Source organism: Kitasatospora xanthocidica (assembly GCF_014656195.1).
GTDB lineage: Bacteria > Actinomycetota > Actinomycetes > Streptomycetales > Streptomycetaceae > Kitasatospora > Kitasatospora xanthocidica.
The window spans coordinates 1-19,240 of the sequence record NZ_BNBY01000043.1; the positions used below are offsets into that span (position 1 = coordinate 1).

Below are 19,240 nucleotides of genomic sequence, written 5' to 3' on the forward strand. Positions count from 1 at the left end.
TCGACGACGCCGTCGAGGGAGATGAAAGCGGAGCTGATCAGGGTGCGCATCTGCGGGTCCTCTGTCCTTGTTCTCGTACGTGTTCGGAAGTTCGGAGGTTCGGGGCTCAGGAGGCTCGGGGGCTCAGCCGAGCAGCCCGGTCAGCCACCGCTGCCAGGCGGCCTCCGCCTCGACCCCAGCCTCGGCTCCGGCCCCGTCCCCGGCCGTCATCGGGCCGAAGAGGTGGTGGAACATCAGGACCACGCCGGAGCCGTGGTGGAAGGTGTAGAGCCCGTCGGCGGTGCGGACCTCGAAGCGTTCGTCGTCGGCCCAGACCACCTCGCCGTCCAGCGGCGGCAGCCCGGCCGGTTCGCCGTACGCCCGTGCGCCCGGGGTGACCGGCAGGGGCAGTGACAGGGCGTCGGCGAGGGCCGTCCGGATCTCCGGCTGGGTCCGCCCGGGGGCCGGGGCCGCGGCGAAGACGGGGACGGCGGTGCGCCCGGGGAAGTGGGCGAGGTACTCGCGGAGCGTGTGGAGGTGGAAGGGCCAGCCGCGGCGCAGCGCGTCGTACTCGTCCTGCCAGTCGTCGCCGAGCAGGCCGCTGTGGACGACGCGGAGCACGGTGGAGCCGCCGTCCCGACCCTCGATCAGGTACTCGAAGGCCATGAACCGGCCGTCCTCGGTGGTGGCCGTACGGGTGGCCAGGCGCTTGCCGGGCTCGTAGGCGGTGATCACCGCCTCCTCGCGGTGGCCGCCGGTCTCCATGACGGCGGTGCCGCCCTCGCGCGGGTCCAGCTCGTTGCGGCCCATGAACCAGGAGTCGATCCCGGGGCCGGTGGCGATCGCCTCCCAGACCTCCTCCGGGCTCGCGGGCAGGGAGGTCTCCAGCTCGATCTCGAACGGGTGGGTCATCGTGGGTTCTCCTGGTTCGCTCCGGCCTCGGCCTGTTCCGCCCCGGCTCCGGCCTGTTCTGCCCCGGCGCCGGGTTCTTCCGCCCCGGCCTCGGCCTGTTCCGCCCCGGCTGCGGGCTGGGCCGCGCCGGGGGTCTGGGGGATCTGGTGGAGTCCGACGACCACCCGGTGGCTGCGGCCCCCGGGGGCGGACTCGTCGTGGTAGCGGCTGACGAGGGTGGCCACGGCCTGGGCCAGCTCCTCGGCGAAGGCCGTCCGGTCGGCCGCGGAGGCGAACCGCACCTGGGCGTCGATGCCGAAGGTGGCGACCCGTCGGCGGGCCTTCGCGGCGCCGGTGAGCAGGCTCCCGACCTCCTGCACCAGCCGGGAGCCCAGGGCGAGCAGCCAGCGGGCGGAGAGCTGGTCGGGCGAGCGGGCCGGGTCGGGGCTGACGGCGGCCAGGACGCTGGGGGAGATCACGTAGGAGGCCGCGGTGGCGCGGTAGACCCGTTCGGTGACGTTGCCCTTGCGCCGCTCCTCGGCGAGTTCGACGAGTCCGTGCCGTTCCAGTTCCTTCAGGTGGTAGTTGACCTTCTGTCGGGGCAGGTCCAGGCGGCCGGCCAGCATGGCGGCCGAGCCGGGCTCGGCCAGGGCGGCGAGGATGCGGGCCCGGATCGGATCCAGGGACGCCTCGGCCGCCGCGGGGTCTTCGATCACAGCGACGTCCAGCACTCCTCCAGGATCCAGCCGACAAGAAAATTTGTCAAGGAAAAAAGACTTGTCGGTAGTCCGTTCGGCCGAGCGCGGCCACCCACTCGGTCGACCGCCGTCACCCGTCCGGTCGGGCGCTCCGTGCCCGTGCGTCGGCCGCACCTGCCGTGACCTGGCACGGAGAGTGACGGGTGGGGCTACAGGGTCGGACTTGAATCTTTGCGAACAGATGTTCGATCCTGGGGCTGTGCCCGTTTTCGAATCTGTTTTCGAATCCACCGTCGAGCAGCCCCCGCGCCCCCTGCTCCGACCGGTGGCGCTCCCGGCTGCCGTGCCGGAGGAGCCGGGCGACGGACGGACGGAGCCCCGGGGCCTGCTGCCGGTGCCGAACGCGCTGCGGGAGGTCCTGCCGGACGGCGGGCTGCGGCGCGGGAGCGCGGTGTCGGTGGCGGGCGGGGACACCGGACTGCTCCTGGCGCTCGCCGCCGGGGTGCGGGAGACCGAGGGCGGCTGGGCGGCGGCGGTCGGGCTGCCGGACCTGGGGCTGGCCGCCGCCGAGGGGTACGGACTGGACCTGCGCCGGCTGCTGGTCGCCGACGACCCGGGGCCGCACTGGGCCGAGGTGGTGTCGGTGCTGGCCGGCGCGGTCGAACTGGTCATGCTGCGCCCGGACGGCCCGGTGCCGCCGAAGCTGGCCGCCCGACTGGCGGCGGTGCTGCGGCGCAGCGGCTGCGTCCTGCTGGTGGCCGGGCCCTGGCCGGGCGCGGCGCTGCGGCTGGGGGTGCGGTCCGGGCGCTGGTTCGGGCTGGGCGACGGCCACGGGCAGCTCACCGGCCGGCAGGTGGAGGTGGTGGCCGAAGGGCGCGGCTCGGCGGTGCGCGGCCGGACGGCCCGCCTCTGGCTGCCGGACGAGCGCGGCGAGGTGCGCCCGCTCCAGGAACGCCCGCTCCAGGAACGCCCGGACCGGGCGGGCCCGCCCCAGGAGCAGCCGCGACCCGCGACGGAACCGGTGGCACCACGCATCGCGGCGGTGGTCTGAGATGGCCGGCAGCGGCACGCCCCGGAACGGCACACCCGAGCCCGGCACGCCCCGGAACGGCACATCCGAGCCCGGCACGCCCCGGAACGGCACATCCGAGCCCGGCACGCCCCGGAACGGCACATCCGAGCCCGGCACGCCCGGCACCGCCGAGGACCGCACCCCCCGGGTGCTGGTGGTCTGGTGCCCGGACTGGCCGGTGGTGGCCGTCACCGGCGACGACCCGGTGGCGGTGACCGAGGGCGGGCGGATCCTCGCCTGTTCGGCGGGTGCCCGGGCGGCCGGGGTGCGGCAGGGGCAGCGGCTCAAGCTGGCCCAGCGGCTCTGTCCGGAGCTGGAACTGCGCGACCGCGACCCGGAGGCGGAGACCCGACGCTTCGAGCCGGTGGTCGCCGCGGTGGAGGCGTTCACGCCCCGGGTGGAGGTGATCCGACCCGGCCTGTGCGCGATCCCGGTGAAGGGCCCCGGCCGCTACTTCGGTGGCGAGGAGGCGCTGGCCGCCAAGGTCCGTACGGCGGTGGCGGAGGCGCTCGGGCGGCCGCCCGTCCCGGACGCCGTCCCGGGCGCGGTGAACCCCGAAACTCCCGCCACGCCCGAAAGCCCCGAGGCCCCTGACGCCCCCGACGCCCCCGAAGGACCCGACACCCCCAACACCCCCGCCACCCCCCACGCCCAGGTCGGCGTCGCCGACGGCCTGTTCGCCGCCGTGCTGGCCGCCCGCGCCGGGGTGCTGGTCCCAGCCGGGCGGACGGGGGAGTTCCTCGCCCCCTACCCGGTGAGCGCGCTGGGCGACGAGGGGCTGGCCGAGCTGCTCGGGCGGCTCGGCCTGCCGACCGTCGGGGCGTTCGCCGCGCTGCCGGCGGAGGCGGTCGCGGACCGCTTCGGCCCGTCCGGGACGGTCGCGCACCGGCTGGCCCGGGGGCTGCAGCCGCGTCCGCTGGTGCCGCGTGACCAGGAGCCGGACCTCGCCGTCGAGCAGCGTTTCGATCCGCCGGAGCCGCTGGCCGAGCCGCTGGTGTTCGTCGCCCGCACGCTGGCCGAGGCGCTGCACCGGCGGCTGGCCGGGGCCGGGCTGACCTGCCGACGGGTGGCCGTCGAGGTGGCCTGCGCGGACGGCCGGACGGTCTCCCGGCTGTGGCGGCACGAGGGCCGGCTGTCGGCGACGGCGTTGGCCGAGCGGGTGCGCTGGCAGTTGCAGGCCTGGCAGGGCATGGGCGCCTTCACCGATGAGCAGGAAGGTTTCACCCTGCTCCGCCTGGCCCCCGACGGCCTCTCCCCGGACCAGGGCCGCCAGCTGGCGCTGTGGGGCCAGGCCGTCGCCGACGACCGGGTGGAGCGGGCGGTCGCCCGGGTGCAGGCGGTGCTCGGGCACGCGGGGCTACGCCGGATCGAGCCGGCCGGCGGGCGCGGTCCGGGGGAGCAGGCGGTCAGGGTGCCGTGGGGCGAGCCGTACGAGGCGGCGGTGCCCGCCGACGCGCCCTGGCCGGGGCGGCTGCCGGAGGTGTGGCCGGCCGTGGTGCTGCGGGAGCCCGCGCCGGTGCGGGTGCTGGACGAGGCCGGGCGGCCGGTGACGGTGGACGGCCGGGCGGGGGTGTCGGCCCGGCCGGCCCTGGTCGTGGTCCGGGGGCGGGAGGAGCCGGTGGACGGCTGGACGGGGCCCTGGCCGGCGGTCGAGTACTGGTGGGACCAGTCGCTCGCCCGCCGCCGGGCCCGGTTCCAGGTCGTGGTGGGCGGCGGCCGGGCGCTGCTGCTCACCGTGGAGGGGGGTGCGTGGTACCTGGAGGCCGGTTACGACTAGCGGTCCCGGTGCCCGGAGCAGGGAGGCGGGACGCGCACAAGACAGGGGGGCAGGACGAGCACCAGAACGACGAAGGCAACCCCCGATGGGCTTCACCAGCCACCCCACCCTCCCCTGGAGCGAACTGCACCGACGGCTGACCGGCGCGGCGCCGGACCGTACGGTCGTCCCGCTGCGCCGTCCCGCCGAGGAGCCCCCGGGGCCCGCCCCCGCGCCCGACCCCGCCGACCCCGCCGACCCTGCGGCCCCCGCCCCCACGCCCGACCCCGCCCCCGTGCCCTGGGCCGAACTGCACGTCCACTCCGCCTTCAGCTTCCTGGACGGCGCCAGCGACCCGGAGGACCTGGTCGCCGAGGCGGCCCGGCTGGGCGTGGAGACCCTGGCGGTCACCGACCACGACGGTCTGTACGGCGCGGTCCGGCTGGCCGAGGCGGCCCGGGGTACCGGTGTGGCCACCGTGTTCGGCGCCGAACTGACGCTCCGTCATGACTGGGGCGCAGAGCACCTGTTGGTCCTCGCCCGCGATCCGGCCGGCTACCGCCGCCTCTCCGCCGCGATCGCCGCCGCCCAGCTGGCGGGCGGCGCGAAGGGGCGTCCGCGGTACGACTTCGCGGCGTTGGCGGGGGCGCACGGCGGCCACTGGGCGGTGCTCACCGGGTGCCGCCTCGGCCGGGTCCCGGCGGGCCTCGCGGACGGGACGGCCGAGGACCGGCTGCGCACCCTCACCGAGGCGTTCGGGCGCGAGAACGTGTACGTCGAGCTGATCGACCAGTGGCTGCCCGGCGACGACCGGCGCAACGACGCCCTCGCCGCCCTCGCCGCCGGGGCGGACCTGCCCGTCGTCGCCTCCACCAACGCCCACCACGCCGGCCCCGCCCAGGGGCGCCTCGCGCAGAGCCTCGCCGCGCTGCACGACCGCCGCACCCTGCAGGAGGCGGCGGGCTGGACCCGGGCGGCCGGCGCCGCGCACCTGCGCTCGGGCCGCGAGATGGCCGCCCGGCTGGCCCGCTTCCCGGGTGTGCGGCGGGCCACCGCCGAGCTCGGCCGCGCCTGCGCCTTCGACTTCGCCAAGCTGGACCCGGAGCTGCCGGGCTTCCCCGTGCCCGAGGGCGAGACCGAGATCAGCCATCTGCGCGCGCTGGTCGCGGCCGGCGGCCCGGCCCGGTTCGGCCCCGGCAACGCCGCCGCCCGCCGTCAGCTCGCCAAGGAGCTGGACGTGATCGAGGACCTCGACCTGGCCGGCTACTTCCTGATCGTGCACGACATCGTGGACTTCTGCCGGAGCCAGGACATCTGGTGCCAGGGCCGCGGTTCGGCCGCCAACTCCGCGGTCTGCTACGCCCTGGGCATCACCGCCGTCGACCCGGTCCACTACAGGCTGCTGTTCGAACGCTTCCTCTCCACCGCCCGGGACGGGCCGCCCGACATCGACCTGGACATCGAGAACCGCCGCCGCGAGGAGGTCATCCAGTACGTCTACGGCCGCTACGGGCGCGAGCACGCCGCCCAGGTCGCCAATGTGATCACCTACCGGCCCCGGCTGGCGATCCGCGACGCCGCCCGGGTGCTCGGCTACCCGCAGGGACAGGTGGACGCGTTCAGCCGGCAGACCGACTTCCGCTCCGCCCCCGGCGCGGACGCCGTCATCCCGGCCGACGTGCTCTCGCTCGCCTCCCAACTCCACGGCTTGCCCAGGCACTTGGGCATCCACTCGGGCGGCATGGTGCTCACCAGGGAACCGATCGGCGAGATCTGCCCGACCGAGTGGGCCCGGATGCCCGGGCGGTCCGTCCTGCAGTGGGACAAGGAGTCCACGGCGGGCGCCGGGCTGGTGAAGATCGACCTGCTCGGCCTCGGCATGCTCGCCGCGCTGCACGACGCCTGCGCGCTGGTCGCCGAACACCACGGCCTGCGCTACGACCTGGCCACCATCCCGGACGACGACAAGGGCGTTTACGCGATGCTGCGCCGGGCCGACACCGTCGGGGTGTTCCAGGTCGAGTCCCGGGCGCAGATGGCGACGCTGCCCCGGCTCAAGCCGGACCACTTCTACGACCTGGTGGTCGAGGTCGCGCTGATCCGCCCCGGGCCGATCCAGGGCGGTTCCGTCCACCCGTACCTGCGCCGGCGCGCCGGGGTCGAACCTGCGGGCTGCCCGCATCCGCTGATGGAGAACGCCCTCGGCAAGACCCTCGGGGTGCCGCTGTTCCAGGAACAGATGATGCAACTCGCCATCGACTGCGCGGGGTTCAGCCCGGCCGAGGCGGACCGGCTGCGGCAGGCGATGGGCGCCAAGCGCTCGCACGAGCGGGTCGCCCGGCTGCGCGACCGGCTGCTCACCGGCATGGCCGAGCGCGGCATCCCGCCGGAGGTCGCCGAGGACGTCTACGGCAAGATCGAGGCCTTCTCCAACTACGGCTTCCCGGAGAGCCACGCGATCAGCTTCGCCTACCTGGTGTACGCCAGCGCCTGGCTCAAGTACCACTTCCCGGCGGCCTTCACCTGCGCCCTGCTGGCCAACCAGCCGATGGGCTTCTACTCGCCGCTCAGCCTGGTCGCGGACGTCCGGCGGCACGGGGTGCGGGTGCGCGGGGTGGACGTCAACGCCAGCGGCGCGCGCCCCACCCTGGAGCCGTACCGGGGGCCGACCCCGAAGCCGCCGCTGACCGCGGGGCGCCCGCAGCCGGCGATCCGGCTCGGCCTGGAGACCGTCCGCGGCATCGGCACCCCGCAGGCCGAGGCGGTCGTGGCCGGACAGCCGTACGCCGACCTGGAGGACTTCGCCCGGCGCACCGGTCTGCCCGGGCCCGTCCTGGAGGCGCTGGCGACCGCGGGGGCCTTCGACTGCTTCGGATTGATGAGACGTCAGGCGCTGTGGGCGGCAGGGGCGTTCGCCGGGATCTCGGCCGACCTGATCCCCGGCACCACGCCCGGTACCGAGGCGCCGGAGCTGCCCGGGATGAGCCCGGTCGAGGAGACCATCGCCGACCTGTGGGCCACCGGTACCTCCGCCACCAGCCACCCGCTCCAGCACCTGCGGGACCGGCTGGAACGCGGTGGCGCGCTCTCCGCGGACCGACTCCCGGACGTGCCACCGGGGACGGCGGTGGTGGTCGGCGGCCTGGTCACCCACCGGCAGCGGCCGCCGACGGCCGGCGGAGTGCTCTTCCTCAGCCTGGAGGACGAGACCGGCCTGATCAACGTGATCTGCAACCGCCCGGTCTGGGAGTCCCAGCGCCGCACCGCCCTGGACCGGGCCGGGCTGCTGGTCCACGGCACCGTCGAACGCGACCGGGGCGCCACCAACCTGATCGCCACCCGGCTCACCCCGCTCAGGATCGGCCTCTGAGCGGGGAACGTCGAAACCCCGGGCTGCTCAGTCGGGGTAACGGAAGAGTCCGCTCAGGTCCAGATCGAAGCCGAAGGGGTCGGGGACGCGCATGCTGTCACCGAACTTCCGGTCGTGCCGAGCGTGGTAGCGGTCGCGGTTCGGCTCGGAGAACAGCGTGACCGACCCCTCCCGCGGATCGATGATCAGGTACAGCGGGATGCCCATGACCGCGTAGTCACGGAGCTTGTCCACCCAGTCGTTCCCGGGGTTGGACGGTGAGACCACCTCGACCGCGATGAGGGCTTCCTCGGCCGGAGAGGTGTTGCCCCCCTGGGCCAGGGACGCGATCGGGACATAGGTCAGATCGGGTGTGCGTTCCTTCGTCACATCAGGGGTGGTCAGCGCACTGTTGCTGCCGAACATGTAGCCGTCCGGAGCATGGCGCTCGAACTGCCGCTGGACGAGTCCGATGTTCAGCTGGTGAATGCCGGAGGGAGCCGCCCGCATGATCAGCGTGTCGCCGGACCATTCGACGCGGACGCCTTCGGGGGCCGTGCGGAGCACCTCCTCGACGTATTCGCGGTGCTGCTCGTAGAAGCTCACGGCGCCTCCTTCAGAATGCGCATTCGGCGGAATGGCAGTCCATGCGCGTGCCCGACGGGGAGCGCTCAGGCGCCCGAGCCCGGCTGCCGCCCCTTGCCGGGCGCTCCGGCGAAGGCCTGGGCGATCGGGAGCCAGGCGGTGGCGACCGGGCCGGTGGCGGTGAGGGCGAGGTCGTCCCGGTGGCGGCGCTGGGTGACCAGGAGGCAGAAGTCCAGGGCCGGGCCGGTCACCACGTCCTCCGCGCCGGCCGGGCCGAGGGCCCAGGTCCCGCCGTCGGGGGCGGTCAGTTCGAGCCGGACCGGACGCTCCGGCGCGGGCAGGCCGTGCGCGCCGAAGGCGAAGCCCAGGGTGCGCAGCCCGAGGTGGGCGATGTGCCGCAGCCGGTCGGTGGGCTCGCGGGTCACGCCCAGCGCGTCCGCGACGTCCTGGCCGTGCGCCCAGGTCTCCATCAGCCGGGCGGTCGCCATCGAGGCGGGCTTCATCGGCGGGCCGAACCAGGGCAGCCGCACATCGGCCGGTGCGGCGGCCAGGGCGGTGAGCACGTCCTCCCGCCCGGCCCGCCAGCGGGCGAGCAGCGACACCGGATCGGCGGCCGCGCCCTCCCGCGCGCCCTCCTCGACCGGGTCGGCACCGGCCTTCAGCAGCTCGCCGAAGCGGTCGCCGAGCGCCGCGCCGAAGCCCTCCGCGTCGCGCGCGGCCAGTGCCGTCCAGTGGTCGGTCCAGGAGAGGTGGGCGATCTGGTGCGCGATCGTCCAGCCCTCGGCGGGCGTCGACCGGGTCCAACCCTCCGCCGGCAGGCCGGTCACCAGCCCGTCCAGGACGGCGCTCTCGGCCCGCAGGTCCGCCAGCAGCCCGCCCAGGACGTCCGTCGGGGCGTTCGGGTCGGTCATCGGTTCTCTCCCCCTCCGAGCACGGCAGCCGCTACCCGCAGGTAGCGCTCGGCCGCACCCTACGCCCGGCCCGCCACCGGTGTTCGCCACTCCGCGAAACACGCATGTCAGGACTCTCGCCACGGGCTCCACCGCGTGTGACAATCGCGCGGTGAAAAGCGCGGACACCCCCCAAGCTGCGCGAGCCCGCACCGATGCCGCGCGACCTGACCACGCCCTGCGACCCGGCCACGCCCCGCGACCTGACCGGCCCGCCCCGCGAGTCGGCCGGACCGCCCCGCAGCCCGGCCGGACCGCCCCGGGGCCCGACGAGGCCGAAGTCGCCGCGCGGGCCGCCGAGCTGGTGCGGGACGCCGTGCTCGGCGACCTCGCGCGCCGGGTGGTGGCGGAGTGCGGTGCGGACGTCGGGCTGGTCGGGGTGCCGGAGCCGCTGCCCGGGCACGGCGAGGACGGTGAGGGCATGGTGCTGCGCCACTGGGCCGGTACCCGGTCGGACCTGCTGCACGACGTGGCCGTCCCGGCCGGCCTCGGACTCGGCGGCCGGGCGCTGGCCGAGCGCGCCCCCACCTGGGTGCCCGACTACCGGGCGGCGACGACCATTTCGCACCACTACGACCCGGCCGTGGCCGCCGAGGACCTGTACGCGATGCTGACCGTGCCGCTGATGGACGGCCGCACCGTGCACGGCGTGGTGTACGCCTCGGTGCGGGACGTCGTGCCGTTCGGGGACGTCCGGATCTCCGCGGTCGACGCGCTGACCCGGGCCGCCGCCCGGGCGCTCGCCGGGGCCGCCGCCTGGAGCCGACCGGCACCCCACCCTGAGCAGGGCCGATCGGAGCAGGGCTGGCCAGCCGCCCCCGTACGGCCGTCGACCCGGCCGTTGACCCCGCGCGAGCACGAGGTGCTGCGCTGGGCGGCGACCGGCCGGACCAACCCGGAGATCGCCGCCCGACTGGGCCTGACCTGCAACACCGTGACCGGCTACCTCAAGTCCGCGATGCACAAGCTCGGTGTCCGCAACCGGACCGAACTCGCCCTCGCGGCACGGGAGTCTGGCCTGGTCGACTGAGCCGCGAGGGCGGGTCCGATCCCCGGCGGATCAGTTGACCTGGCGGTCCCGCCCGGCCCAGTACGGCTCGCGCAGCCGGAACTTCTGCAGCTTCCCGGTGGCGGTGCGCGGCAGCGCGTCCCGGAACTCTACTGTGGTGGGCGACTTGTAGCCGGCCAGCCGCTGCTTGCAGTGCGCGATCAACTCGGCCTCGGTGACCGACCCGTGGCCGTCCCGGAGGACCACCAGCGCCTTCACCGTCTCGCCCCACTTCTCGTGCGGCACGCCGATCACGGCCGCCTCGGCGACCGCCGGGTGGCTGTACAGGCAGTCCTCCACCTCGATCGAGGAGACGTTCTCCCCGCCGCTGATGATGACGTCCTTCTTGCGGTCCGAGATGGCCAGTTGGCCGTCCACCAGGGTGCCGCCGTCACCGGTGTGGAACCACTCGTCGCGCAGCGCCTCGGCGGTCGCCTCCGGCTGCTGCCAGTAGCCCTCCAGCACGGTGTTGGAGCGCACCAGCACCTCGCCGGAGGCGTCCACCCGCAGCTGGGTGCCGAGCGCGGGTGCGCCGGCCTGCACCAGCTTCTCGGCCCGCTCGGCGGCCGGCAGCGCGTCCCACTCGGCCCGCGAGCGGTTCACCGTGACGACCGGGGAGGTCTCGGTCAGGCCGTAGAGCTGCATGAACTCCCAGCCCAGCTGCTCCTCGACCTGCTGCACCACCGAGGTCGGCGGCGGTGCGCCGGCCACGATCATCCGCACCCGGTCCCGGCCGGGCACCGGGCCGTCCCAGTCGGCGGCCGCGTCCAGCACCATCTGGACCACGGCCGGCGCACCCGACAGGAAGGTCACCCCGTGCCGCTCGACCCGGCGCAGGATCTCCGCGCCGTCCACCTTGCGCAGCACGATGTGCCGGGCGCCGAGGCCGGTGAGGGAGAACGGCAGGCCCCAGCCGTTGGCGTGGAACATCGGCAGGGTGTGCAGGTAGACGTCCCGGTCGTTCGCGCCGTAGTGCAGGCCCATCAGGGTCGCGTTCAGCCAGATGTTGCGGTGGGTGAGCTGGACTCCCTTGGGGCGGGCGGTGGTTCCGCTGGTGTAGTTGATGGTGGCGGTGTCGTTCTCGGACATCGCGTACCGGCGTGGGGAGTTGTCGGAGTCGTAGAGCAGGGCGTCGCTGTCCGCGCCGATCACGAACTTGTGCTTGGCGACCACCCCGTCCAGCGCGTCGGCGAGTTCGGGGTCGACCAGCAGGACGGAGGCACCGCTCTGCTCGACGATGTACGACACCTCCTCGGCCCGCAGTCTGAAGTTCACCGGCACCAGCACCCGGCCGTACCCGCTGACCCCGAAGAAGGAGGTGAGCAGCCGTGCCGAGTTGTGCGAGACGATCGCGACCCGTTCGCCGGGCCCGACGCCCAGCCGGTCCAGCCCGGCGGCCTGGGCCCGGGCGAGTCCGGCGATCCGGCGGTAGCTCAGCTCGCCCCAGGATTCGGCGGGTTGGACCGGTTCGTCGACGATGCCGACCCGGTCGCCGTAGACCAGCTCGGCCCGGTCGAGGAAGTCCATCACGGAGAGTGGAATCTGCATGCGCCCACTGTCCTCCCCCGCCCGCCCCCTGCACACCCCCGATCGGGGGTGTCACCCTTCCGTAGCACTCCCGGCCGCCGCGTGCCCTTCCGTAGCACCCCCGGCCGCCGCGCGCCCGGCATCCCCGGCCGCCGCCAGTGCCGCCGCCAGCCGGTCCCTGGCCTCCGTCTGGGCGGCGATCCGGCGCTCCAGCACCGCCAGCCGCTCCCGGGCGATCGCCAGCACCCGTTCGGACGGCCGGCCCGCCAGGACGTCCCCGTCCAGGCAGCCCAGCAGCGGCCGGATGTCGTCCAGGGTGAGCCCGGCGCCCACCAGCGCACGGATGTTGCGGACCCGGACGACCGCCGGCCCGCCGTAGTCGCGGTAGCCGTTGGGCTCGCGCTCGGAGCCGATCAGCCCGGCCTGCTCGTAGTGCCGCAGCGCCCGGACCGTCGCCCCGGTGGCCCGCGCCAGCTCGCCGATCCGCACCCGTACGGTCCCCTCCGCCTCGCCCGTGGGGCGGCCGCCTCAGCCCACCAGCGCGCCCCCGTCGACCGACAACACTACGCCGGTCACGAACGAGGCCTGCGGGGAGGCGAGTTGCGTGATCGCCCAGGCCACCTCCCCGGGGCGGCCGATCCGGCCCAGCGGGGTGTGCTCGATCTGCCACTTCCGGACGGCCGCCCGCAGCTCGGGGCCGTACCCGGAGTGGTCGGCGATCGGGGTGTCGATCGCCCCGGGTGCCACCGCCGCCACCCGGATCCCGCGCGGTGCCAGCTCCACCGCCCAGCTGCGGGTGACCGTCTCCAGCGCGGCCTTGCTCGCCGCGTACACCGCGTTGGACGGCCAGCCGCGCTGCCCGACGGCGGTGCTGACGTTGACGATCACGCCCCGGCTGTCGCTCAGCGCGGGCAGCGCGGCCTGGCCGAGCAGGACCGGGGCGATCAGGTTGGTGCCCAGCAGCCGCTCGATGCCCGCCCGGTCGTAGCCGCCGAGGCCCTGGCCGCTCTGGACGATCCCGGCGTTGTTGACCAGGACGTCCAGCCGTCCGAACCGCTCCAGCGCCGCCCCGACGATCGCCTCCGGCGCGTCCGGCGAGGTGAGGTCGGCGGCCAGCGGCTCGATCAGCGACGGGTACCCGGCCGCCGTCCCGGCCAGCGGCTCCGGCCGCCGCCCGACCGCCAGCACCCGCGCCCCCTCGGCCGCGAAGGCCAGCGCGGTCGCCCGCCCGATCCCCGTCCCGGCTCCGGTGACGACCACGACCCGGTCCTCTGCTGCGTTCACAGTGTTCATGAGGCCCACCCTCCGACCCTGCCGTCAGCGTCAGGGTCAAGCCGACGGGCCGGGACGGGGCCGACGGGGGTCGGGGAGGTCCGGGACGGCCGGGATGAGGAGCGCCGCTCTCCGCTTGCTGTGCCCGGCGCGAACAGCGGGCCCTCGGCCCCGGCACCGGGCCGCGCGCCTGCTAGGAAAGGTCGCAACGCACGGCCACGAACCCACGGGGAGCACAGCCATGAGCGACCAACGGCCCGACAGCCTCTACGAAGCGGTCGGCGGCATCGAGGCGCTGCGCCGTCTCAGCAACACCTTCTACCAGGGGGTCCTCGCCGACCCGCTGCTCGCGCCCGTCTTCGCCGACTTCACCCCCACCCACATCGAGCACGTCGCCGTCTGGCTGGCCGAGGTGTTCAACGGCCCGACCGCCTTCACCGACGAACTCGGCGGCCACCAGGCCCTGCTGCGCGCCCACCTCGGCCTGGCGATCACCGAGGAGCAGCGGTTGCGCTGGATGGAGCTGATGGCCGGGGCCGTCCGCCGGGAGTTGCCGGAGGACGAGCTGCTGCGCCGGCGGGTGCTGGAGTACTTCGACTGGGGCACGAAGATCGCCGAGGACGTCTCCGCCTCCCCGGCCGGGACCGACCTCGGCGACCCCGGCCCGACCCCGCGCTGGAGCTGGGAGGGGCTGGAGAAGTGACCGGCACCGCAGTGACCGGGACGGCGGTGACCGGTGCGGCGGAACCGGCCGTCATCGCGCACCCGGTGGCCGACGGCCTGGTACTGCGCCCCTTCGAGGCCGCCGACGGGCCGGCCCTGATCGAGGCCTACCGGGACGAGACGCTGCGCCGCTTCACCCGCAACCCGGTCGACGACCCCGAGCAGGCCGCCCACTGGCTCGCGCTGCAGTACGAGGGGTGGGCGGCCGGCACCCGGTACGCCTTCGCCGTCCTGGACGCCGGTGAACTGGTCGGCAACGTCGTGCTGAAGCGCGGCACCCCGGGCGGTGGGACGGCCGAGGTGGGGTACTGGACGGCGGGCCCGGCCCGTGGCCGGGGGGTGGCCCCGCGCGCGGTGCAGGCCCTCACCGCCTGGGCCTTCGACACCTTCGCCGCCGGCGGCCTGCGCCGGATCGACCTGCTGCACGAGGGCGACAACCACGCCTCCTGCCGGGTGGCGGAGAAGAGCGGCTACGCCTTCACGGAGATCGTCCCGGCGTTTCCGCCCTACCCGCGGGACGGCCACCGGCACACCCGGAAATGGCTGGACGGAACCGAACGACGCGGCTCAGAGTAGGCCCATGGCTTCTCTGGTACGACATGTGACGATCGATTGCGCCGACCCGTACGCCCTCGCGAGCTTCTGGGTCGAGGCGCTGGAGGGCGCCCTGGGGGAGGGCGACGAGCCGGGAGACGACGAGGTCCTGGTGGAGTCGGCCGGCGCCGGGCTGCTGTTCATCCGGGTGCCCGAGGGCAAGTCGGTGAAGAACCGGGTGCACCTCGACCTGCAGCCGCAGGACCGGACCCGGGACGAGGAGGCGGAGCGCCTGGTGGCCCTGGGCGCCACCGTGGCGGGGGACCACCGCCGCCCGGACGGCACCGGCTGGATCACCCTGGCCGACCCGGAGGGCAACGAGTTCTGCGTCGAGCGCAGCAAGGCCGAGCGCGTCGCCACCGGCGCCGAGTAACGGGTCCCGGTCCGGCCACTCGCCCGCGGCCGCCCGCACAGGTCCACGAGACCTGCGCGGGCGGCCGTTCCGGTTCGCGCCCACCCTCGCGGCCCCGGCGATCCGCGCAGGTCGGGTGGGGGGAGTCGAGGGCGGGTCTGCGGGGGAGGGAGTGGAGGGCGGGTCGTGGGCAAGCCGTCACACGGGAGGACCAACCCCCGGGTCCCCGCCGGGAGCCCGTCCGATAATCGACCTGTCCGGTGCCCTTACGGCCCAGAACCAGCCCCACCGAGCCACCAGGCAGGTACCCATGGCCAGGATCGCCGTGATCGGCGCCAACGGCAGCATCGGCGGCGCGGTCGTCGCGGAGGCGGTGGCGCGCGGGCACGAGGTCACCGCGGTGGTCCGCGGCCCGGCCCGCTACCGGGGCCGGGCCGCCGCCGTGGAGCCCGGCGACGTGCTGGACCCCGCGGACGTGGCCCGGGTCGCGGCCGGCCGGGACGTCCTGGTGAGCGCCGTCGGCGGCGGTGACGGCCCGGGCCACCTGGCGCTGATCGAGCCCGCCGCCCGCTCCCTGGTCGAGGGCCTGCGCAGGCTCGACGGCGCGGCGCCCCGGCTGATCGCGGTGGGCGGGGCGGGCAGCCTGGAGACGGCGCCGGGCGTCCGGGTCTGGGACGCCCCGGGGCTGCCGGAGACGGTGCTGCAGATCATGCACGCGCACGGCGCGGCGCTGGACTACTACCGGACGGTCGCCGATCTGCGCTGGACGGTGCTCAGCCCGGCCGCCGAGATCGGCCCGGGGGCGCGGACCGGCCGCTACCGCACCGGCCTGGAGCAGTTGCTCACCGACGCCGAGGGGCGCAGCCGGATCTCGCTGCCGGACTACGCGGTCGTCCTGGTGGACGAGATCGAGCAGCCCGAGCACATCGGCGAGCGCTTCACCTGCTCTTCGCTGTGAGGGCGTGAGGGTGTGAGGCGGTGCGGGCGGTGCGGGCGGTGCGGCCGGTGACGGGCTTGAGGGGCCGGACGGGCTCAGCCCAGCTGGATCGAGCGCTTGGCCAGTCCCATCCAGAACCCGTCGATGACGCTGCGCTGGCTGTCCAGGTCGGCCTCGCCGGCGCCGAGGGTGACGAACAGCGGGGCGAAGTGCTCGGTGCGCGGGTGGGCGAGGCGTCCGGCGGGGGCCTTGTGCTCGAAGTCGAGCAGCGCGTCCAGGTCGTGGGCCTCCAGGGCGCGCCGGCCCCAGTCGTCGAACTCGGCCATCACCGAGGTGATCCGGCCGTCGGTGCTGAGCGCCCGCAGGTTGTGGGTGAAGAAGCCGCTGCCGACGATCAGCACGCCCTCGTCGCGCAGTGGGGCGAGCTTGCGGCCGATCTCCAGCAGCCGCTGCGGGTCGAGGGTGGGCAGCGAGACCTGCAGCACCGGGACGTCGGCCTCGGGGTACATCTCCACCAGCGGGACGTAGGCGCCGTGGTCGAGGCCTCGGTCGGGGATGTCCTGGACGGGCGTGCCGGGGGCGCGCAGCAGCTTGCGCACGCGCTCGGCGAGCTCCGGAGCGCCGGGGGCGGCGTACTGGACCCGGTAGTAGTGCTCGGGGAAGCCCCAGAAGTCGTAGACCAGCGGGAGCGTGGTGACGGCGCCGAGGGCGAGCGGGGCCTCCTCCCAGTGGGCGGAGACCATCAGCACGGCCTTGGGCCGGGGCAGGTCGGCGGACCAGGCGGCCAGCTCGCCCGGCCAGACCGGGTCGTCGGCCAGCGGCGGAGCGCCGTGCGACAGGTACAGGGTGGGCATGCGCTCGGGGGCCGCGGCGCTCATGGCGTCCTCCTCATGGTAGTTCAAATTTGAACGTCTACTCCGGTCGACGGTACACCTTCGTTCGAATTTGAACAACAGGAGTAGGATTCACCCATGTCCTCACTGAACGAACCCCGTTGGCTGGACCAGGACGAGATGGCCGCCTGGCGGGGCTTCGTCGTCGCGAGCAACCTGCTGAACCGCCGGCTGGAACGCCAGCTCAAGGAGGACTCAGGCCTCTCGCACCAGCAGTACGAGATCCTGGTGCACCTCTCCGCCGCCCCCGGCGACTCGCTGCGGATGACCGAACTCGCCGACAAGCTCGTCACCTCCAAGAGCGGCCTGACCTACCAGGTCACCCAGCTGGAGCGGATGGGCTTGGCCGCCCGCCGCTCCTGTCCCAGTGACGTGCGCGGCGTCTTCGCCGAACTCACCGACCAGGGGCGGGAGATGCTGCGCCAGGCCGCGCCCGGGCACGTCGCCCTGGTCCGCGAGCTGCTGATCGACGTACTCACCCGCGAACAGCTGGCCGTCCTCGCCGAGAGCCTCGGCACGGTGAGCGCCCGACTGCGGCTGGACGAGACGCCTTAGTCGTCTGCCTGGCCCTCCGTCCAGCCCTCCGTCCAGCCCTCCGTCCAGCCCTCCGCGAGGCCCGCCGCCCGGTCCCGCAGCAGCTCCCGCTCCCGCTCGTTGCGGGTCAGCTCCGCCGCCCGCTCGAACTCCGCCCTGGCCTCCTCCGCCCGCCCCAGCCGGGCCAGCAGGTCGCCCCGCACGCTCGGCAGCAGGTGGTAGCCGCGCAGGGCCGGTTCCGCCGCCAGCGCGTCCACCAGTTCCAGCGCCGCAGCCGGTCCCCGGGCCATCGACACGGCCACCGCCCGGTTCAACGCCACCACCGGGGACGGCGACAGCACCAGCAGCCGCTCGTACAACGCGGCGATCGTCGCCCAGTCGGTGTCCGGGTAGCGCCGCGCCTTCGCGTGGCAGGCGGCGATCGCGGCCTGCACCGAGTACGGCCCGGTGCCCGCCCGTTGCAGGGCGTCGAAGCCGCGCCGGATCAGCAGCCCGTCCCAGCGGGCCCGGTTCTGGTCCGCCAGCAGCACCGGCCGGCCGTCCGGCCCCGTCCGGGCGGCCGTGCGCGAGGCCTGGAACTCCAGCAGCGCCGCCAGCCCGTGCGCCTCCGGCTCGGCCGGCATCAGCGCGGCGAGCACCCGGGCCAGCCGCAGCGCGTCCTCGCACAGCCCGGGGCGGAGCAGATCGTCCCCCGCGGTCGCCGAGTAGCCCTCGTTGAAGATCAGGTAGATGACCTCCAGCACCGACGACAGCCGCTGCGCCCGGTCCTCCCCGTACGGCACCTCGAACGGCACCGCCGCCCCGGCCAGCGCCCGCTTCGCCCGGACGATCCGCTGCGCCACCGTCGGCTCGGGGACCAGGAAGGCGCGGGCGATCTCCGGGGTGGTCAGCCCGCCGAGCAGCCGGAGGGTGAGCGCGATCCGCGCCTCCGCCGACAGCACCGGGTGGCAGGCGGTGAAGATCAGCCGCAGCAGGTCGTCGTCGATGTCGTCCGGCTCGGCCGGCGCCGGCGCCGGCACGTCCTCCAACGAGCGCCCCACCTCGGCGAGTTTGCGCGCGTACACCTCCCGGCGGCGGACCAGGTCGATCGCCCGGTGCTTGGCGGTGGCCGTCAGCCAGGCGCCCGGGTTGTCCGGGACGCCCTCCCGCGGCCACCGCTCCAGCGCGGCCACCAGCGCGTCCTGCGCCAGCTCTTCGGCTATCCCCACGTCCCGGACGATCCGGGTCACCCCGGCGATGATCCGGGCGGACTCGATCCGGAACACGGCCTCGACGGCCTCGGTCGCCGAGCCGTCCGCCGTCGTGCCGGCTGTCGTGTCCGCCGCCACGCCGGTCACCGTCGTGCCGGCTGTCGTGTCCGCCGCCACGCCGGTCACCGTCGTGCCGGCTGTCGTGTCCGCCGCCACGCCGGTCACCGTCGTGCCGTCCGCCGCCAGGTCGTTCGTCGCGGTGTCGTGCGCCGCTGCCCTCTCCGTCACGGCCACCCATCAGAGCAGCCGACGGAGAGGGAGGCAAACACCGCCGCGACCACTGCTACTTCGGGAGCTGCGGCTGCTCGTCGATCTGCCGGACCTCAGCCCCGACGCTCCAGCCCGCCGGGTGGGTCTGCAGGAAGCGACGGGTCCACTCCAGGGCCTCGGCCCGGTCCTTGCACTGCAGGATGGCGTAGCCGCCGATGACCTCCTTGGTCTCGGTGAACGGCCCGTCGGTGTGGCCGAGCTTGCCCTCGTTCCAGGTCAGCCGGGTGCCCTGGGCGGTCGGGGTCAGCCCGGCGGTCTCCAGCATCACCCCGGCCTTGGTGATCTCCTCGAACAGGGCTCCCATCCGCTGTTCGAAACCGGGGTCCGGCTCCCAGTCGGCACTGGCCTGCTCGTCGATCCGGATCAGCGTCATGTAGCGCGGCATGGTGACTCCTCGGTAGGTCGGGCGGGGTCTCTCCCCACCTCTCACCCCTGCGTCGAACGGGCCGGCGCCGTTTCGACACCCGCCGCGAAGAAATCTTCCGCCGATTCCGGCGGGCCGCGCCGAGGAGTCCGCAGATCCCGGTCGATCCCGGTCTTCCTCATCGCAGCTGCGGATG

At 74.7% G+C, this 19,240-nt stretch carries 19 protein-coding genes; 9 read left to right on the forward strand and 10 right to left on the reverse strand.

Annotated elements, in window-relative coordinates; genetic code table 11:
- Positions 1–123: 123 nt before the first annotated feature.
- Together IE332_RS37610 and IE332_RS37615 are read right to left on the reverse strand one after the other, a co-directional pair.
- Complete coding sequence (locus IE332_RS37610) at positions 124–891, reverse strand: SRPBCC family protein (protein ID WP_189925674.1); 768 nt, start codon at positions 889–891, stop codon at positions 124–126.
- Positions 888–1,601 carry a helix-turn-helix domain-containing protein gene (locus IE332_RS37615; protein WP_189925676.1) on the reverse strand — a complete coding sequence of 238 codons (714 nt, stop codon included), beginning with the start codon at positions 1,599–1,601 and terminating at the stop codon, positions 888–890. Before IE332_RS37615 ends, IE332_RS37610 begins: the two co-directional genes overlap by 4 nt.
- Before the next feature lie 226 nt (positions 1,602–1,827).
- Between IE332_RS37615 and imuA' the strand changes: the two genes are divergently transcribed.
- From imuA' to IE332_RS37630, 3 genes are all read left to right on the forward strand, one after another.
- On the forward strand, positions 1,828–2,619 hold the full coding sequence (imuA', locus tag IE332_RS37620; protein ID WP_229929231.1) for a DnaE2-dependent mutagenesis accessory factor ImuA': 792 nt from the start codon (positions 1,828–1,830) through the stop codon (positions 2,617–2,619).
- 1 nt (position 2,620) lies between these two features.
- The gene (locus tag IE332_RS42110; protein ID WP_189925679.1) at positions 2,621–4,417 is read left to right on the forward strand and encodes a DNA polymerase Y family protein; all 1,797 of its coding nucleotides are present in this window, start codon (positions 2,621–2,623) and stop codon (positions 4,415–4,417) included.
- Positions 4,418–4,502: 85 nt separating this feature from the next.
- On the forward strand, positions 4,503–7,766 hold the full coding sequence (locus IE332_RS37630) for an error-prone DNA polymerase (protein WP_189925681.1): 3,264 nt from the start codon (positions 4,503–4,505) through the stop codon (positions 7,764–7,766).
- 27 nt (positions 7,767–7,793) lie between these two features.
- On the opposite strand, the gene IE332_RS37635 is transcribed toward IE332_RS37630, so the two are convergent.
- Both IE332_RS37635 and IE332_RS37640 read right to left on the reverse strand, forming a co-directional pair.
- Positions 7,794–8,351, reverse strand: coding sequence for a Uma2 family endonuclease (locus IE332_RS37635; protein WP_189925683.1), 558 nt, complete (start codon positions 8,349–8,351; stop codon positions 7,794–7,796).
- A 65-nt stretch (positions 8,352–8,416) separates the two neighbouring features.
- Entirely contained in the window at positions 8,417–9,241 is an 825-nt protein-coding gene (locus tag IE332_RS37640) for a TIGR03084 family metal-binding protein (RefSeq protein WP_189925685.1), read from the reverse strand.
- Between the two features lie 151 nt (positions 9,242–9,392).
- Between IE332_RS37640 and IE332_RS37645 the strand changes: the two genes are divergently transcribed.
- A complete protein-coding gene (locus IE332_RS37645) occupies positions 9,393–10,310 on the forward strand; it encodes a helix-turn-helix transcriptional regulator (protein ID WP_189925687.1) in 918 nt (305 codons plus the stop codon).
- Between the two features lie 30 nt (positions 10,311–10,340).
- On the opposite strand, the gene IE332_RS37650 is transcribed toward IE332_RS37645, so the two are convergent.
- The 3 genes from IE332_RS37650 to IE332_RS37660 are packed head-to-tail and all read right to left on the reverse strand — an operon-like array spanning position 10,341 to position 13,148.
- A complete protein-coding gene (locus tag IE332_RS37650) occupies positions 10,341–11,876 on the reverse strand; it encodes an AMP-binding protein (protein ID WP_189925690.1) in 1,536 nt (511 codons plus the stop codon).
- A gap of 51 nt (positions 11,877–11,927) precedes the next feature.
- Positions 11,928–12,344, reverse strand: a complete 417-nt coding sequence (locus IE332_RS37655; protein ID WP_189925692.1) for a MerR family transcriptional regulator — start codon at positions 12,342–12,344, stop codon at positions 11,928–11,930.
- Positions 12,345–12,383: 39 nt separating this feature from the next.
- Complete coding sequence (locus IE332_RS37660) at positions 12,384–13,148, reverse strand: SDR family NAD(P)-dependent oxidoreductase (RefSeq protein ID WP_189925694.1); 765 nt, start codon at positions 13,146–13,148, stop codon at positions 12,384–12,386.
- A 220-nt stretch (positions 13,149–13,368) separates the two neighbouring features.
- On the opposite strand from IE332_RS37660, the gene IE332_RS37665 reads away from it, so the two are divergent.
- The 4 genes from IE332_RS37665 to IE332_RS37680 all read left to right on the forward strand — a co-directional run bounded on the left by IE332_RS37665 (position 13,369) and on the right by IE332_RS37680 (position 15,754).
- On the forward strand, positions 13,369–13,830 hold the full coding sequence (locus tag IE332_RS37665; RefSeq protein ID WP_189925696.1) for a group II truncated hemoglobin: 462 nt from the start codon (positions 13,369–13,371) through the stop codon (positions 13,828–13,830).
- Positions 13,831–13,856: 26 nt separating this feature from the next.
- Positions 13,857–14,426, forward strand: coding sequence for a GNAT family N-acetyltransferase (locus IE332_RS37670; protein ID WP_373313947.1), 570 nt, complete (start codon positions 13,857–13,859; stop codon positions 14,424–14,426).
- 4 nt (positions 14,427–14,430) lie between these two features.
- Complete coding sequence (locus IE332_RS37675; protein WP_189925699.1) at positions 14,431–14,817, forward strand: VOC family protein; 387 nt, start codon at positions 14,431–14,433, stop codon at positions 14,815–14,817.
- 289 nt (positions 14,818–15,106) lie between these two features.
- Complete coding sequence (locus IE332_RS37680; protein ID WP_189925701.1) at positions 15,107–15,754, forward strand: NAD(P)-dependent oxidoreductase; 648 nt, start codon at positions 15,107–15,109, stop codon at positions 15,752–15,754.
- Between the two features lie 74 nt (positions 15,755–15,828).
- On the opposite strand, the gene IE332_RS37685 is transcribed toward IE332_RS37680, so the two are convergent.
- The gene (locus tag IE332_RS37685; RefSeq protein WP_189925703.1) at positions 15,829–16,611 is read right to left on the reverse strand and encodes a dioxygenase family protein; all 783 of its coding nucleotides are present in this window, start codon (positions 16,609–16,611) and stop codon (positions 15,829–15,831) included.
- A 102-nt stretch (positions 16,612–16,713) separates the two neighbouring features.
- Between IE332_RS37685 and IE332_RS37690 the strand changes: the two genes are divergently transcribed.
- A complete protein-coding gene (locus tag IE332_RS37690; protein WP_189925798.1) occupies positions 16,714–17,181 on the forward strand; it encodes a MarR family winged helix-turn-helix transcriptional regulator in 468 nt (155 codons plus the stop codon).
- On the opposite strand, the gene IE332_RS37695 is transcribed toward IE332_RS37690, so the two are convergent.
- Together IE332_RS37695 and IE332_RS37700 are read right to left on the reverse strand one after the other, a co-directional pair.
- Entirely contained in the window at positions 17,178–18,488 is a 1,311-nt protein-coding gene (locus IE332_RS37695; RefSeq protein ID WP_229929237.1) for an RNA polymerase sigma factor, read from the reverse strand. The genes IE332_RS37690 and IE332_RS37695 overlap by 4 nt on opposite strands.
- A gap of 205 nt (positions 18,489–18,693) precedes the next feature.
- Positions 18,694–19,065, reverse strand: coding sequence for a YciI family protein (locus IE332_RS37700; RefSeq protein WP_189925705.1), 372 nt, complete (start codon positions 19,063–19,065; stop codon positions 18,694–18,696).
- Between the last annotated feature and the right edge of the window lie 175 nt (positions 19,066–19,240).